Origin of the sequence: Paenibacillus mucilaginosus 3016 (genome assembly GCF_000250655.1) — a bacterium.
GTDB classification, from domain to species: Bacteria; Bacillota; Bacilli; order Paenibacillales; family NBRC-103111; genus Paenibacillus_G; species Paenibacillus_G mucilaginosus.
The window spans coordinates 5,905,255-5,921,462 of record NC_016935.1 but is presented as its reverse complement, the minus strand read 5'-3'; the positions used below and the strand labels follow the sequence as shown (position 1 = coordinate 5,921,462).

11 protein-coding genes are annotated in these 16,208 nt (G+C 62.3%); 10 read left to right on the top strand and 1 reads right to left on the bottom strand.

The genetic code is table 11. The features are described 5' to 3' along the window. Positions 1 to 32: 32 nt before the first annotated feature. The gene (locus PM3016_RS24160; RefSeq protein WP_014371305.1) at positions 33 to 1,772 is read left to right on the top strand and encodes a prenyltransferase/squalene oxidase repeat-containing protein; all 1,740 of its coding nucleotides are present in this window, start codon (positions 33 to 35) and stop codon (positions 1,770 to 1,772) included. Positions 1,773 to 2,301: 529 nt separating this feature from the next. Here the strand turns inward: PM3016_RS24160 and PM3016_RS24150 are convergent. Further along, positions 2,302 to 3,504: a cytochrome P450 gene (locus PM3016_RS24150; protein WP_014371303.1), complete on the bottom strand. Its 1,203-nt coding sequence runs from the start codon at positions 3,502 to 3,504 to the stop codon at positions 2,302 to 2,304. A 1,051-nt stretch (positions 3,505 to 4,555) separates the two neighbouring features. Between PM3016_RS24150 and PM3016_RS24145 the strand changes: the two genes are divergently transcribed. From PM3016_RS24145 to PM3016_RS24110, 9 genes are all read left to right on the top strand, one after another. Next, positions 4,556 to 7,537: a polysaccharide lyase family 8 super-sandwich domain-containing protein gene (locus tag PM3016_RS24145; protein WP_238540634.1), complete on the top strand. Its 2,982-nt coding sequence runs from the start codon at positions 4,556 to 4,558 to the stop codon at positions 7,535 to 7,537. Positions 7,538 to 7,654: 117 nt separating this feature from the next. After that, positions 7,655 to 8,212 (top strand): hypothetical protein, encoded by a 558-nt coding sequence (locus PM3016_RS24140; RefSeq protein ID WP_013919236.1) that lies wholly within the window; start codon positions 7,655 to 7,657, stop codon positions 8,210 to 8,212. A 269-nt stretch (positions 8,213 to 8,481) separates the two neighbouring features. Continuing rightward, positions 8,482 to 9,504, top strand: a complete 1,023-nt coding sequence (locus PM3016_RS24135) for a DUF3231 family protein (protein ID WP_014371301.1) — start codon at positions 8,482 to 8,484, stop codon at positions 9,502 to 9,504. Between the two features lie 180 nt (positions 9,505 to 9,684). Beyond that, on the top strand, positions 9,685 to 10,299 hold the full coding sequence (locus PM3016_RS24130) for a PH domain-containing protein (RefSeq protein ID WP_013919233.1): 615 nt from the start codon (positions 9,685 to 9,687) through the stop codon (positions 10,297 to 10,299). Between the two features lie 270 nt (positions 10,300 to 10,569). Beyond that, a complete protein-coding gene (locus PM3016_RS24125; protein ID WP_014371300.1) occupies positions 10,570 to 11,799 on the top strand; it encodes a hypothetical protein in 1,230 nt (409 codons plus the stop codon). A gap of 126 nt (positions 11,800 to 11,925) precedes the next feature. Next, positions 11,926 to 12,099, top strand: coding sequence for a hypothetical protein (locus PM3016_RS40180; RefSeq protein ID WP_238540310.1), 174 nt, complete (start codon positions 11,926 to 11,928; stop codon positions 12,097 to 12,099). A gap of 208 nt (positions 12,100 to 12,307) precedes the next feature. After that, a complete protein-coding gene (locus PM3016_RS24120; protein ID WP_014371299.1) occupies positions 12,308 to 13,813 on the top strand; it encodes a response regulator transcription factor in 1,506 nt (501 codons plus the stop codon). A gap of 562 nt (positions 13,814 to 14,375) precedes the next feature. Next, positions 14,376 to 15,338 (top strand): ABC transporter permease, encoded by a 963-nt coding sequence (locus tag PM3016_RS24115; RefSeq protein WP_013919226.1) that lies wholly within the window; start codon positions 14,376 to 14,378, stop codon positions 15,336 to 15,338. After that, positions 15,332 to 16,192, top strand: coding sequence for a carbohydrate ABC transporter permease (locus tag PM3016_RS24110; protein WP_013919225.1), 861 nt, complete (start codon positions 15,332 to 15,334; stop codon positions 16,190 to 16,192). The genes PM3016_RS24115 and PM3016_RS24110 overlap by 7 nt, the downstream gene beginning before the upstream one ends. Positions 16,193 to 16,208 lie beyond the last annotated feature (16 nt).

Genomic DNA, 16,208 nt, shown 5'->3' with positions numbered 1-16,208 from the left:
CGTGAAGACGATACAGAGAAGGGGAATGCAGCTTGGATACCATAGGCCGGAACTTGATCCGAAGGAATGACGAATGGACGGAGGCTTCCCTGCGCGAGCAGATCAGGGACGCTTCTTCCCGCTATTACGGGGGGATCCGCGATGAGAGCGGCATCGCCCGGCCCACCCACGTGGGCACGCCACGCTACATGGCGGTCTGGGCATGCGCGCTAGTGCACCCGCAGTCGCGTTATTACCACGACAGCGGGCTGCTGGAGGCGTTCGGGCTTGCGGCAGATTTTCTCCTGAACCGCCAGCATCCCGACGGGACGGTCTCGCTCGGCTCGACGAATTTCAACTCGCCGCCCGATACCGCCTTCGTGGTGGGCGGGCTTGCCCAGGTGTACCGGCTGCTCGAGGAGCACCCGTGGACACCGCTGGCGGAAGCGAGGGAGAAGCTGCGCCTGTTCCTGGAGCGGACCATCCCCGCCATGGATACGGGCGGTTGCCACACGCCGAACCACCGTTGGGTGCTCACCGCAGCGCTTGCGATGCTCCACGAGCTGTTCGGCCGGCCGGAGCTTGCGGCCCGCGCGGAAGCATGGCTTGCGGAAGGCATGGACATTACCGCGGACGGGGAGTGGACCGAGCGGAGCAACGGCATCTACAATGCCGTGAGCAATATTGCGCTTTACCACACCGCACGGCTGCTGGGAAGGCCCGAGCTCCTCGAGTACGTGCGCCGCAACCTGAAGATGATGGCCTATCTGTTCCATCCGGGCGGCGAGGTCGTCACGGATTATTCCGGCCGGCAGGACTTCGGCCAGGCGGCGGACCCGGCTCCTTACGCGCTCGTCTGCCGGCTGATGGCCGCCCATGACCGCGACGGGCTCCTCGCCTCGATGGCGGATTACGCCTCCGGCTTCGTCCGTCAGCCGGAGGCGGTCAACAACAACCTGCTGCTCGGGTGGCTGCTCGACCCGTCGCTCAGCCTCGAAGGCGTGGAGCGGACTCCGCTGCCGGACCGCTATGAGGTCGTGCTGAACGGCACGCACCCTGTACGCGAGCATACGGCGCTGGCGGAAGCGGCCGGGCACGGCATGCGCATTCTCCACTCCTCGATGCATCTGGCCTTCGGCTCGCCGGTGGTCCGCATCCGCGACGGGGACCTGAGCGCCACCGTGATGGCAGGCACGCCGTCCTTCCTCTCGCTGAGGCACGGCAGGGCCAAGCTGCTCGGCGTGAAGCTCGCGGCTTCCTTCGAGCCGGGCATCGTGAAGTTCGACGAATTCGAGTCCGCGGGCGGCGGGATATACCGGCTGGCCCGCACGGCGGAGAAGGGCTACAACGGGCCTGTACCTCAGGCGATGCTGCCGGCCCGGCCCGGCGGAGGGGACCTCTCGCCGTGGTACCTGCTCCCGCACCAGCATCGTCCGATGACGCACCTGCAGGAGCACCGGCTGGAGGCGGAGGTGAGCCGCCTGGCAGGCGAGTGGAAGATCCGCGTGCAGTCCGACGGGCGGGAAGACGTGCTCGCCCAGCTCACGTTCGTGTTCGCGGCGGACGGTGAGCTCGCTGGCGAGGGGCTGCAGCCGGCGGGCGAAGGCCGGCACTTCCTGACGGGCGGCCGTGCCGTGTACCGGGTGGCAGAGGCGGCTCTGGAGCTGGAAGGCGGGGCGTTCGAGCACCGGCTTCCCGTACTCCGCGAAGATGTCCACCCGGCGGACTGCCGCTGCGTGCATATCAATCTCGTGACGCCGTTCGACCATACGGTGACGATCCGGCTGCTGTAAGCCGGAATTAGATCCGTGGGGAAGTCGGGGGGCTTTGAATGGCTCGCATGTTCAGCCCAAACCCGTGCAATAGTGCAATAGCAGTCCATAGCGAATCCCGGTTCCGCTAAGTTTCAAAGCGCTCGATCGTCAACGAACATAACGCATCTGAGTTCCGCTGAGTGTCCGGGTTCTTCACCGGACGGCTGTCCCTCCGCACCAGCACAGGAACTGCTCGCAAGCAGGGCCGGCACGCCTTCCCCGAGAAGGTGTGCCGGCCCTGCGTTTGTGCTCTGCGAGTAAGACGCGTGAAGCTGATCTCATGGAGTAGAGCCGTGCGGCTGCGCCCGCGAGAAACCCGCAAGCAGGGGGGCCAACGAGACACCGCCGCAGCGCTTGTTCGCCGCGATACCCCCCTGGTATGGGCGCCGGGTGATCCCCGCGTGATGATGCTCGGCGGCAGCACCCTGCGCCTGTGCCTTACGGGTATCCTGCGCGTGCCGGGAGGCGGCGCCCAAAGCGTCACCCCCCGGCGGCAGTGCCCCGCGGGTCATCGCCGGGCGCCCTGCTCCTGCGGCCGGAAGCGCAGCGGCATGGAGCTCACGCCGTGGACGATGAACCCGCGTGCCGGCGTCAGCGGCTCGTCGTTCACGCGGGCGAGCTCCGGCAGCCGGTCCAGCACGGCCGCAAGCGCGATCCTCGCTTCGAGGCGGGCGAGCGGCGCGCCGAGGCAGAAGTGGATGCCGTGGCCGAAGGCGATGTGCCCGTTCGGCGTCCGCTCGATGTCGAAGCGGGCGGCATCCGGGAACTTCTCCTCGTCGCGGTTCGCCGAGCCGATGAAGGCGACGACACGGGAGCCGGCCGGAATGACCTGGCCTCCGAGCTCCACGTCTTCGTTCGCCGTGCGGAACATCGCCTGGACGGGGGAGCGGAAGCGCAGCACTTCCTCGATGGCCGAAGGGAGCAGCTCCGGACGGCTGCGAAGCTTCGCCAGCTCCTCCGGGTGCTCGAGCAGCGTCAGGACGGCGTTGCCGATCAGGTTCGTCGTCGTCTCGTTGCCGGCGACCAGCAGCAGCGCGCAGAACGAGAGGATATCCCCCTCGGAGAGGTGGAAGTCTCCCTCCTCGGCGGCGATCAGGGCGGAGATCAGGTCGTCCTTCGGTGCTTTGCGGCGCTCGGCGATGATGCCGGAGAAGTATTCGTTCATCTCCCGGTGCGCCTGCAGGGAGCCGGAGGCTGAGCCGCCGATAAGGGTGTCGGCCGACGCGACGACCTCATCGGACCAATGCTTGAACCGGTCCCGGTCCCCGCTCGGAATGCCGAGCAGCTCCGCGATGACGATCACCGGCAGCGGATAGGCGAAGTCCTGAATCAGGTCGATCTTGCCGGTGCCCGACACGCGGTCCAGCAGCTCATGGGCCAGCTCGGCGATGCGGGGCTCCAGGGCGGCGACGGCCTTCGGCGTGAACGCCTGGTTGACCAGCGAGCGCAGCTGGGTATGGCGCGGGGGATCGGTCGTGATGAGGGAGAACCCGTCCCGCTGCCCGGGGGCCGGGGTCCCCTGCGAAGCGGGCGGACGGCCGCCGGCCGAAGAGAACCGGGCGGAGTCGGAGAGCACGGTGCGCACGTGGTCGAAGCGGAACACGGACCAGAACCGCATCGGCTCAATATACATCACGGGCTGGCTTGCCCGCATCATTTCATAGATCGGATAAGGGTTGCGCAGAATTTCGGGTGTCAAAAAAGGGATCATGCCTGTTCCTCCCATCCATTATCATGCAGCCTGTCCGCCGGCATACCCGCAGACCGTCCCATGGGCTTGGCGCCGGCAAGGAGTGAGCGGCCTTTGCGATCCGCCGGATCGGAATACGCCGCGGTCATGGCCGTTCCGGCTTGCGGCAAAGCCCCGGCAGAACCGCTGAAGCGTCCTCGGACGGCCGGGTGCGCCGAGTCCGGGGGATCCCGGATGCAGCGGGGCTGTCTTCCTCATTATCCCATACGAGGGCTTTCAAACCAAATTTCGACGAAAGCTGAAAGGGTGCCGGGAAGCTTGAATGTCGACCGGATGAACGCGGGGGGCGGAGCCTGTTTTTTTTCAGCGCATCTTCAGCTTCCGTTCATGTTCACGTCATAATCCCGTGTTATTCTCATGCTTATAGAGAGAGTTCCAAAAAAGGTTAGAACCCAAAGCGGGATGAGAAGAACCATGAATCGCATAAGCGGCAGCGGGCCCCGTACCGGAAGACCCGGCCGGGCGCCCTGCTCCGCGGTTTATGTGCTGCCGACGGTTCTTTTTGTCATTTTCCTGCAAATAAGCTTGCAAGAAAGAGTTTCTTTCAACTACAATGGGAGAAACAGGCTGATCGGCCGTTATGCCCTAAGCGGCATATGAATCATACGATCGACTTCCGCATGTGTGCGGATGCCGTCCGCCCCGGCTCCCGGGGAAGCGCCGGCACATCCGCTGCCTCCTGCTTTTTCTTATCCCCCGCATTTGTCAAACCCATATGCCGAATCCATGATTCAAAAACCTTTGTGTTTTCATTTTCCGAACGGCGGCTTTCATGACTTGACTCGTCCGCATGACGGGCAGCCGGAGCATGGGAGGGAAGCCTGCGTCCGCAAGGCTGAACAGGGGACCCATCTGTCCAGTTCGATACGGATTGTATCGGGGCTGGCGGGGAGCCGCAGCGGTTCACACCCTGTACGGAAGGCATGGGGGAAGGGGCCCGGTCACGTGAGTTATTGAAAAAGAGAGAAGAGAAGATGAAAAAGAGAGAAGAGAAAATTATCGGATGGTGGGAGTGTTCCTATTGAGTGGAAAGACAAAAAAGTGGGTCTGCATGCTGACACTGACCTCGCTGCTGCTCGTCTCCTGTGAATCCCTCACAGGCGGCAATGCCGCGGCGGAAGATACCTTCGGCCGGATGAGGACGAAGTGGAAGGAGACCATGACCGGGGGAAACAGTTACGACCCCAAGGATCCCGATATCGCCCGGCGCATTCAGATGATCGACAGCGAAGTGTCGAACGACAAGAAGTCCGGCTTCTGGGATACGATGCAGAAGGATGCGGCGAGTGCGGAATGCAAGTGCATCTGGACCGATCTCAAGAACAACGGGGCGTCGGCCGAAATTACCGAAGGCTATGACCGGCTGAAGGCCATGGCGCTCGCCTACTCGACCAAAGGCGGCTCGCTGGAGAAGAATGAGGCGTTGAAGGCCGACATCATCCGGGGTCTGGACTGGATGGGCGATAATCGTTATACGGTGCGCAAGGCGTACGGCAACTGGTGGGACTGGGAGATCGGGGCGCCGCTACGGCTCGAAGACACGATGATCCTCATGTACAACGACCTGACGGCGGAGCAGCGGACCAAATGGATCGCCGCCATCGACCACCACTCGCCGAACCAGGCGGGCCTCGGCTACGAATACTGGGGAGCGAACCGCGTATGGCGGGCGAAAGTGCACGCGGTGCGGGGTATCCTTGACGGGAGCACCGCGAAGCTGGTCATGGGCCGCGACGGCCTCAGCGACCTCACGGACGGCCACAACGGCGAGAAGAACGTCTTCAGGTACGTGACCTCCGTCGACGGCTTCTATGCCGACGGCTCGTTCGTCCAGCACGGCGAGTTCGCGTATAACGGGGGCTACGGCAACTCGTTCCTGCAGGAACTTGCGGGCCTCATGTATCTGCTGAAGGGCACGGAGTGGGAAGTGAAGGATCCGGAGGCAGTCAACGTCTGGAAGTGGGTTTACGATTCGTTCGAGCCGTTCATGTACAAGGACGGCCAGCTGATGGACATGGTCCGCGGACGTGAGATCTCCCGCTACTACTTCCAGGATGACGTAGCCGGGCACAAGCTCATCATGGGTATCATGCGCCTGTCGCAGGTCGCCCCGGTCGAGCATGCGGCCGCCTACAAGAGCATGATCAAGTACTGGGTGATGAACGATCCGACCTTCTATGACGTGGCGACGCTGAACATGATCGTGCTCGCCAAGGCGACGGTCGGCCACGAATCGGTGAAGCCGCGCGGCGAGCTCGTCCAGAACAAGATGTTCAACCAGATGGCCCGTGCGGTCCACCACCGTCCGGGATTCGCGCTCGGCCTCAGCATGTTCTCCAAGCGGATTGCCAACTACGAGGCGAATCCGGAGAACCTCAGGGGCTGGTATACCGGCAGCGGGATGACGTATCTCTATAACAACGACGACACCCAGTATGCCGACGAATTCTGGGCGACGGTCAATCCGTACCGCCTCCCGGGGACGACGGTGACGCAGAAGACGATCAAATCCGGTGACCAGCAGGGCTTCACGAACACGAAGGACTGGGTCGGCGGCGTGACGAACGGCACGTTCGGCGCGGCGGGGATGGAGCTCGTGTCCCCGTACGACACCACGCTTACCGCGAAGAAGTCCTGGTTCATGTTTGACGACGAGGTCGTTGCACTCGGCTCCGACATCATCTCGGCCGACAACAATCCGGTGGAGACGATTATCGACAACCGCAAGCTGAATGAGTCCGGCAGCAATACGCTGACGGTGAACGGCGCCGCCAAACCGTCCTCCCTCGGCTGGTCCGAATCGATGACGGGCGTCCAGTGGGCGCACCAGGCCGGCAATGTGGAAGGGTCCGACGTAGGCTACTTCTTCCCTGAGGGAGCGGCCAATATCAACGGCCTGCGCGAGTCGCGCAAGGGCAAATGGGGCACGATCAACGTGCTGCAGGCGCCGAAAGGAAATCCGGAGCATACGCGCAATTATCTCAGCCTGTGGTTCGACCACGGGACGAACCCGGCGGGTGCTTCGTACCAGTACGTGCTTCTGCCGAACAAATCGGCGTCGCAGACGGCTTCGTACGCGGCAAGCCCCGACATCCGGGTGCTGGCGAACAACAGTGCCGTGCACGCGGTGCATGAGAGCGGCAGCGGCACGACGGCGGCGCTCTTCTGGAACGACGGAGTGATGAGTGCAGGAGGCATTACGGTCAACAAGCGCGCGGCGGTCATGACGCAGACGCAGGGCAAGGAGCTGACGATCTCCATCTCCGATCCGTCGCGCAGCGAGGACGGCATCATCGAAGTGGAGCTGGACCGCCAGGCCGTCTCCATCGTAGGCACCGATCCGCGCATCACGGTGACGCAGACGAATCCGACGATCAAGCTGACCGTGAATGCCAAGGATTCGCTTGGTGCGGTCATGCAGGCGAAGTTCACGATCCCGGCCGGCTCCATCTCCTTCCAGGATACCGGCCGATATGCCTGGGCTAGCGAGCAGATCAACGAGCTGGCCGCCAAGGGCATCGTGAACGGCACGGGCGCGAACACGTTCTCGCCGGGCGCCAATGTGACCCGTTCCGACTTTATCGTGCTCCTGGTCCGCGCGCTCGGACTGAAGGCGGAGCCTGACATGTCCTTCGTGGACGTGTCCTCCGCCCAGTACTATGCGCAGGCTGTGGGCATCGCGAAGCGTCTCGGGATCGCCGAAGGCGGAGCGGACGGCAGGTTCAATCCGAAGCAGGAGATCTCGAGGCAGGATATGATGGTGCTGATCTCCCGCGCCCTCAAGGCGTCGGGCCGCACCCTTGAAGCGGGCACCGCGGCGGACCTCAGCCTGTTCACGGACCGCGGCCAGGTGGCCTCCTATGCCGCCGACAGCGTGGCGACGCTGATCAAGAACAAAGTGGTCGAAGGCGACGGGACTTCCCTGAAGCCGCTGGCTACCGCCACGCGTGCGGAGACGGCCGTGCTCATTCACCGCATATACAGCTCTCGCTAGGGAGAGAGCAGCAGCCGACAGGGCGGGAATCCGGAGATTCCCGCCTTGTATTTTTTTTGACAACCTTCCGGCTGCATCTGCGTATGTATCGTAACCATATCGAAGGGGAGTCGAACGATGAACAAAAGACAATCAAGACGCAGGAAGCATACGGTGCGGAGCCTGACGGCGGCACTGCTGCTCGCCGCCATGCTGGCCGGCTGCTCGGCGGCAGAGGAGGCGGGGAGCCGGCTGACGGAGCTGAAAGACGGGGTGGCGGGTGCGGTTTCCGGGCTGAGAGAGTCCCTCGGCGCCAGCGTCGCAACGCTGGATGCGGTGAACGGGCAGGTGGTGCAGGGGGCTTCGAAGCTGATCCTGCTGCTCGAGGAGCTGAAGTTCGACCTGAGCTACCGGGAGAACGGGATTGCCTTCACGTCGGGCCAGGGCCTCAGCGGCCTGGTCGGCGTCAGCGGGAACACGCTGGTGCTGGATGTTACGTCCTCCTCCAGCGATGCGGCCGCCGCCAAGACCATCATCCGCATCGCGAATGTCTTCTCGCCCAACAGTGCGGTGGAAGAGAAGATCGGGGCCTTTGTCGGCAAAGACACGGTGCAGGAAGCCCAGCTTCCCGGAGGGTTTCTCCGGTCGGACGGAAAGACGATGGAGCTGCACCTCGAGACCCCTCTCCTGCAGTAATGACGGCACTTTGGAAATGAGGCTGCCCTTCACTGAACGCATCACAAAGCTGCCTCTGCGGGCAGCTTTGTTTGTTTTTTCACTAGGATACCGGCCCTTCCGCATTCGGCACCGCCGGCCATTCCCCCTTCGACCCTCCGGGAAGCGTGTGCTTGATGGACCGGAGCGTGCGGGGGGCGCCGGCAGCCTTGGATAAGGCAGGCGAAACTGGATAAGACCCCGGCAATCTTAGCACACTATCCCGTGTAGAAATGGGAGGTGTTCGGGGCATGAGGCGCATTACCCACCAAAAAATGAGTTTGACTTCGGCTGAGATTGCTGCGCTCTGGACCTCATACCAGAATGAGAGTATGGCGGTATGCGTCCTGAGCTTTTTCCAAGCCCATGCCGAAGATCCGGATATCCGTCCGATTGTTGACAAGTCCCTGAAGCGGGCGGAGACGAATCTGAAAACCGTGCGAAGCATAATGAAGGAAGAGGAATATGTGGTCCCGGTCGGGTTTACGTCGGAGGATGTCGATGTAACGAAGCCCAAAATGTTCTTCGACACGTTCTATCTCATGTATATGCGGCAGATGGCCAAGGTAGGGATGCTGGCTTTCAGCGGCTTCCTGTCGATGATGGTTCGTGAGGATCTGCTCGCCTTCTATAAGGAGTGTCTGCTTGCGGCAACCGAGCTCTACGAGCTGACGACCAAGGTATCGACGGCGAAGGGAACAACGATCCGACCGCCATTCATCAGCGTCCCTACCGTGGTGGAGTTCGTGGAGAACGGTTCGTATCTGAAAGGGGAAGGGCTGCTGAGGCACAAACGTCCGCTGAACGCGATCGAAATTTCTCACCTGTTCACGAACATCGAGACGAATCTGCTCGGCAGCATGCTTGGGATCGCGTTCGCCCAGTCCGCCCAGTCCAAGGAAGTCAAGGATTACCTTATGCGGGGCAAGGATATCGCCCAGAAGCATCTCAAGATCTTTGGGGACCACCTGATCGACAGCGACGTTCAGGCTCCCATGTCGTGGGATACGCATGTCTCGAACATGACCGAACCGGGCTTCTCCGACAAGCTGATCATGTTCCATATGACGCTCTTGGCGGCGGCGGGGCTGGGGAATTACGGCGCCTCCGCATCGGCCACCATGAGGGCGGACATCGCTGCGGATTACCTGCGGCTGGCCGCCGAGATTTCGCTGTTCGCCAAGGACGGCGCGGACCTCATGATCCGCCGGGGCTGGATGGAGCAGCCGCCCCAGGCGTCGGACCGGCGCAAGTTCGTGTACCAGCCTACTTGAGCGGGAAAGTCAGTCCGGCCGGAAGTTCCGGCGCGCTTGTCCGTCTTGCTTCTGGTATAATGGCAAAGAAAAGGAAATTAGAAAAGGAAATCAGAAAAGGAAATCAGAAAAGGAAATCAGAAAAGGAAATCAGAAAAGGAAATGGGTAAGAGAAATTTGCCAAAACGGGAGATGAGGCATATGTTCGGCAAGGTAGCGGCAGACATTCTGGGACTCAGCGACGTGGGGAGCGTCATACGTCCGGAGAATTACGACAAGGTGGACGCGGACGATTATGTCATGCATGAGGACCAGGAGAAAATTTATTTTCTGATCAAATCGAAGTCGGACGAATACTGCTTCACGAATCAGGCGCTGATTCATCTCGACGGCACGTCCGCGGCCAGCAAGAAGCGCACGCTGCGCCGGTACGCCTACGCGGCGTTTCCGATCTCGAACGTGTCGCTGGAGACAGCGGGCACGGTCGATCTCGACGTCGAGATCAAGTTCACGATGGGCAGCACCTCCTACTCCATCGATGTCAATAAGAAGTTCCTGGAGGAACTCAAGGACCTGTACAAAGCGCTGCTCAAAATATCGGAGATCTCCCGGGAAAACGAAGTGACGCTCGGTTTCGCCCAGCAGAGCCTCGAGCTGGCTTCCTCCACGCTCAGCCGGATGGCCAAAACGGAAGGGGACCTGGTCACAGGGTTCAAGGAGCTCAACCAGCAGGCGTTCAACTGGCTTGTCGAAACGCGGAAGCAGTACAGCGTCAAGGATTTCGGGTTTGTTTTCGAGCGCTACATCAATTATTGAGCATAAGGCAGAACGCCGTCCGGGACAACCGGACGGTTTTTTTGTTGAGGTTTGGAGCGGACGACGGAAGGAAAAAGCTGGCAGGTGTCGAAATATAGTAGTATATCTTATTGCCCTGTCATTTCTGTACCTTGTGTTGGGTATAAGACCGCAGGGAGAGGGGGGAGCCTGCAAGTCGCTGGAAAGTTCACCGGGCACACGCCGCCGGCGGGCCGCGGACAATTGGATACAGGATGTATCATAAACGAGAGGACAGGTGTTATATACACAATGGCTACCAATCGATGGATGATGGCCTGCGGTCTGCTCATGCTCCTGCTGCCGCCGTCAGGCGTGTATGCCGATGCGCCTCCTATTCCCGATGTTGCAGCTCCATACGCGGATACAAGACAGGATACCCTTCTGGACATCGAGGTTCGGGATGGGGGGGCCGGCGTCACCCGGATGACCGCCAGCGTAGGAGACCGCGGGGTCGGACTGGTGCGCGTGTGCGGGCAGGCATGCTCCTGGGTCGGACGTCTGGACCTCAGAGGAATTGCCAAGGGACCCCAGACGCTGCTGGTCAAAGCGGAAGATGCGTCCGGCGGCACGTCGGAAGCTGCGCAGCCGTTCTTTCTTGTGCCTCAGCCCTATGTGCTTGTCAGCCCGACCCCCGGAACTTCGATCACCGGGGAGACGGTACAGGCTCAGGTCACACCGTACAGCTACAATCTGGAGCCTTCCGATCTGGCGATCGAAGGGGAGCTGCTCACTCCGGAAGGCGAGAGCCTGGCTGCCTTCAGCGGACAGGGGGGCATCGACAAGAGCATAGGGCTGCCCCCATCCGCGGGAGCTGAGCTCCACTACCGGGTGAACGTCTATGACCCGGCGCGGAACGTGCTCAGCGAGCAGCTTCACCGGCTCTACCGCGAGCCGGCCGGAGCGCTAGAAGAGAAGGGACGCGTCCCCGGCGAGATTGTGGATTACGATGAGTCAAGAATCCTCTACCGTACGGAAGCGGGGGACCTGCTCCTGAGGCAGGAGGGCGTCGGCCCGGATGCGGTGGTGTTTCCGGCCCGTCTCGGCTCGCCCGGCTTCGCTGCGCTGACACCGCAAGGTGCGGCAGTGCTGGCATCCGGCTTCGAATCGGGCAGCTTCTACACCTGGAGCGAAGGGAAGCTGAGCCTGGTCCGGGAGGGGACCGGTGAACGGGGCGAAGCCCGCGGCGGTTATGTGTTCTATGACAGGGGGACGGGGTGCACCGCACGGTATTCGATACCTCGACCGGTCTGGCCCGCACCTTCGACGGCTCAATCTACCGGGAAGCTGCGCTCGAGGAAGACGGCGGACTGCTGTACGTCTCGTCGGGTTCAATCGCGCGCCTGCGGCCGGACGGCACCGTGCAGCCGGTCGCAGATGGCGTCGGCGAGGCGTCCGGGCTGGCGGCGGACGGGGAGAAGGTGCTCTTCGCCTCAGACAGACGGCTTCTGCAGGCTGCCGGCGGAACCGTCAGCGAGCTGACGGCCGGCCTGCCGGGCGGAGCGGCCGCCCACCGGGGCGTACGAGACCCGGGGCGGCTGGACCGCCTATCTGGAAGAGGCAGCGGGCAGCCTGCGGGCGGTGCTTCTCCCGCCGGAGGGAGCGCCCGTGACGGCGGAGCTCCCCTTCGCACAGGCGGAGATTGCCGGCCTGGGCACAGACGGGACGCTGTACCTTCGCGGGAACGGCCGTCTGTGGCGGTGGGGGCCTGAGGCGGAAGCGCCGCGCGAGGTGTCCTCGGACCGGGGAACGCTGAAAGGCGCTGGGAGACCAGTGGCATAAGGCCCTCGGCGATACCCTGTTCTTGGTCCGCCACGAGGCATATCTTGAGCTTGTGCCCATGCCGATCGGGTGCAAGGCGGTCCTCTGCCAGCCGTTCCTCCTCTCGAAGCCCTTCGGGGGCGGGGCGGAGCAGCGGCAGGCCATCGAGGGATCGGGATCATAGAATGATAGAATCATAGGATTCATAGGATCAAAGGAGGGGGACGCGGTGTGGACACTGCTGCTTGTGGAAGACGAGCCCTATGTTAGAGAGACGATCAAATCGACGGTCGACTGGGCCTCCGCCGGCTTCCGGCTGGTGGGGGAGGCGGAGGACGGCGCAGAGGCGCTGGAGCTGATCGGGCGCCTGCGTCCCGACCTGGTCATCTGCGACATTGTGATGCCGGTAATGGACGGGATCGAGGTGCTCGAGAAGGCGAAGGCCGCCTATCCCGAAAGCCGGTTCATCATGCTGACCTGCATGAACGAATTCGAATACGCCCGATCCGCACTGGAGCACGGGGCCAGCGGGTATCTGCTCAAGCTCTCCCTGAGCCCGGAGGCGCTGCTCGGCGCGCTCTCCAAGGCGGCCAAAGAGCTGGAGCGCGAGCGGCTGCAGCGGGAGGCGGCGGCGGCCGTCTACCTGCAGCAGCACTGCGACGCCCTGTGGGCCCGCAGGCTGCACGCGGGTGCGGCCGCGCTGCCGGCAATGGATGCGGCCGCACCCGCGGATGGTGAGCCTCCGGCACTGTCGCCGTTCCCGTACGTCAGCGTGCTGACGGCGTGGACCGGCACGCTGATGCCTGCCGGGAAGGAAGCGGCTGCGCTGGAGGAGTACTTCGGCGGCGAGAGGCCGTACGTGTTCGAGTACGAGCGCGACGGGATCACGACCCGCTTCTACTGGAGCCGGGTGCGGCCCCCTTCCCGCCTGCGGGCGCCGGAGGAGGCGGAGCCCGCGGTGTGGCTGCCGGAAGCAGCCTCCGGGGGCTGGGAGGAGGCTTGGCTGCAGACGCTGAACGGTCTGGACGAAGCCTGGTATTCGGGCGCGCGCGGGCTGCTTCCGCCGCTTCCCGGCCGTCCGTCCGGCGGTACCGGAGGGCAGGTGGCGTGGGAGTGGGAGCGCGACCTTTGGAAGAGCGTGGAGCTGCGTCAGCGCAGCACGGCGGGCGAGCTCCTCGGGCGCCTCTGGAAGGCGATGGAGGAAGGGCGGTGGCCTTCGCCGGCCGTGAAGGCCTTCGCGCTCCAGTGCGACCGTACGTTCGCGAAGATGCTGGGCGCAGCAGGCGGTCCGGCGGAGGAGCTGGTGACGCAGCGGCGGCACGCGGGGCTCCAGGAGGCGCTGTACCGGCGGCTCGCCGCATACGAGGAAGCGTCGGCCGAGAGCGCGAACCTGCAGACCGACCACGCCGAGCTCAACAAGGTCATCCGGCACATTCACGGGCACCTGCATGAGGATCTCAATCTGACGGGGCTCGCCCGCTTCGTCAACATGGATCCCCACTATTTCTCGAAGCTGTTCAAGAAGAAGACCGGGGAGAACCTGATCTCTTACGTGCAGCGGCAGCGGGTGGAGCAGGCGAAGAAGCTGCTGCTTGAGACGAACATGCCGGTGAAGGAGATCGGCGAGCGGCTCGGCTTCGAGAACGAGAACTACTTCTTCCGCACCTTCAAGCGGTGGACGAACGAGACCCCAGGCGCCTTTCGCAAGACGCATGGGGGGCGGACACAGGCATAAGGGCAGGAGAGCGCGTAGCCAGGCAGCGTGCGGCTGCACACATTGGGCAGGAGCATAGCATTGGCCTTCACTGCACAAAATGGGGCGCCCCGAAGCCAAAGTCGTCCGGCTCACAGGGCAATGTACCTCTTTAGGCACTCACAGGTACTGCACAAAATCGTACTGAACAAAAAGGCACTGAACAAAAGGGGACTGCGGCGGGCTGTGGTCCCCTGCCCGGGGCGTTCCCCCAGCCGGCAGTAACAGATTTGTGCGGTCCAGGCACTGCACCAAATTTGCTGCTGTCCCGCGGGGCCTGCACGGGTTTCCCACGCGGCCGGCTTGGCTCCGGGCGATCACCCGGCGGAAGCCTGCGCCTTACTTAAGGCAGCCGCCCGCTCTCCCAAGCTTCCGCTTCCTGCACCCGCGCTTGCGTTTTTTCGCCGGACTGCACATTTTGGTTCCGCTTACAAACTGTACCCAAATCGTGCAGTCCGGAAGACAAACTTGTGCATTCATCCCGGGAGCTCTCTTTGGTACGATAAGTACAACAAGACGAAGCTCATCAAGGAGGGTGTGGAAGATGGAAAGAGCCATAGATATCCGCTCTACGGCCCATCCGCAGAAGAAGGCGGCGCGTTCCCTATGGAAGGCCGTACTGCAGCACCAGATGCTGTATTGGATGCTACTGCCGGGTTTGGCCTATTTTATCGTATACCGCTATGTTCCGATGTTCGGCGCTGTTCTCGCCTTCAAGGAGTTCGACTTCTCGCTCGGTATTCTCGCGAGCCCATGGGCGGACCCCTGGCACAAGCACTTTACGTTCTTTTTCGAGTCGCCGTATTTCTCTCAGCTGCTGACGAACACGCTGCTCATCTCACTGTATAAATTGGTGTTCGGCACGATCCCGCCGATCATCGTGGCGGTCCTGTTCAACGAATGCCGCACCCTGTGGTTCCGCAATGTCGTCCAGACGCTGAGCTTCATGCCCCACTTCCTGTCGTGGGTCATCGTCTACGGGATCTCGATCGCCTTCCTGTCGGAGACGACGGGCCTGTTCAACCGCTGGTTCACGGAGAGCGGACTCGATCCGGTTCCGTTCCTGACTTCGAGCGAGTGGTTCCGGAGCGTGCTGGTCGGCACCGATATGTGGAAGGACATGGGCTGGGGGGCGATCATCTACCTGGCGGCAATGAGCTCGATCGACCCGACGCTCTACGAAGCGGCCCGGGTGGACGGCGCCGGACGCCTGCGGATGATCTGGAGTATCACCCTTCCGGGCATCCGCAACATCATCGTGCTGATGCTGATCCTGAAGCTCGGCCACCTGCTCGATGCGGGCTTCGAACAAATCTATGTCATGTACAACGTGCACGTTATGCCTGTAAGCGATATCATCGATACCTGGGTGTTCCGGGTAGGGCTCGAGCAGATGAACTTCGGTCTGGCCAGTGCGGTCGGCTTGTTCAAATCCCTGATCGGCCTGGTGCTCGTCGTAGGCTCCAATGCGCTCGCGAAGAGATGGGGGGATGAAGGCTTATGGTAAACCGTATGTCCGACCGGGCTTTCAACCTTGTCGTCTATACGCTGCTGCTGGCCGTTGCCGTCGTCTCGCTGGCTCCGATGCTGTACGTGATCTCGGTATCGCTTACACCGTATTCCGAGGTGCTGAAGAACGGCGGGTTCATCCTCATTCCGAAGCAGATCACGCTCGAGGCCTACAAGCTGCTCTGGGAGACGCCGCTCATCCCGAACGCGCTGTATGTCAATGTCTGGATCACCGTGGTCGGCACGTTCCTCAACATGCTGCTCACCGTCCTGATGGCTTACCCGCTGAGCCGTCCCACGCTGCCGGGACGCAAGTTCTTCTCGTTCCTCGTCGTGTTCACGATGATCTTCAACGGCGGGCTGATCCCGACCTACATGGTCGTACAGGGCACAGGGCTGCTCAACACCGTCTGGGCGATGATTCTGCCCAACATCGTCTGGGCGTTCAACCTGCTCGTGCTCAAGACCTTCTTCGAAGGACTGCCGAAGGAGCTCTTCGAATCCGCCCGGATGGACGGCGCGGGAGAGGCGCGGGTGCTGCTGCAGATCGTGATTCCGCTGTCGGTGCCGGCCATGCTCACGGTAGGCATGTTCTACACCGTCGGCCATTGGAACGAATTTTTTCAGGCGGTGATGTACGTGCAGGATAAAGGGCTGCTGCCTCTGCAGGTCGTCATCCGGGGGATTCTCTCCATGAACGAAATTTCGATGAACAACGTCGACGAAGTGCTTCCGACCACCACGCTTCAGATGGCGGCGGTCGTGCTGGCAAGTATCCCGATTATCATTGTGTATCCTTTTATCCAGAAGCACTTCTCCAAAGGCATGCTCCTCGGCGGCATCAAGGGCTGAGCGGGGAGAGCCGGAC

What these genes read in the sequence shown, in the direction of transcription:
- PM3016_RS24150 (WP_014371303.1), bottom strand. Translation starts at nt 3,504, where the DNA reads ATGATCCCTTTTTTGACACCCGAAATTCTGCGCAACCCTTATCCGATC.
- PM3016_RS24140 (WP_013919236.1), top strand. Translation starts at nt 7,655, where the DNA reads ATGAACAAAAGACAATCAAGACGCAGGAAGCATACGGTGCGGAGCCTG.
- PM3016_RS24135 (WP_014371301.1), top strand. Translation starts at nt 8,482, where the DNA reads ATGAGGCGCATTACCCACCAAAAAATGAGTTTGACTTCGGCTGAGATT.
- PM3016_RS24130 (WP_013919233.1), top strand. Translation starts at nt 9,685, where the DNA reads ATGTTCGGCAAGGTAGCGGCAGACATTCTGGGACTCAGCGACGTGGGG.
- PM3016_RS24125 (WP_014371300.1), top strand. Translation starts at nt 10,570, where the DNA reads ATGGCTACCAATCGATGGATGATGGCCTGCGGTCTGCTCATGCTCCTG.
- PM3016_RS24115 (WP_013919226.1), top strand. Translation starts at nt 14,376, where the DNA reads ATGGAAAGAGCCATAGATATCCGCTCTACGGCCCATCCGCAGAAGAAG.
- PM3016_RS24110 (WP_013919225.1), top strand. Translation starts at nt 15,332, where the DNA reads ATGGTAAACCGTATGTCCGACCGGGCTTTCAACCTTGTCGTCTATACG.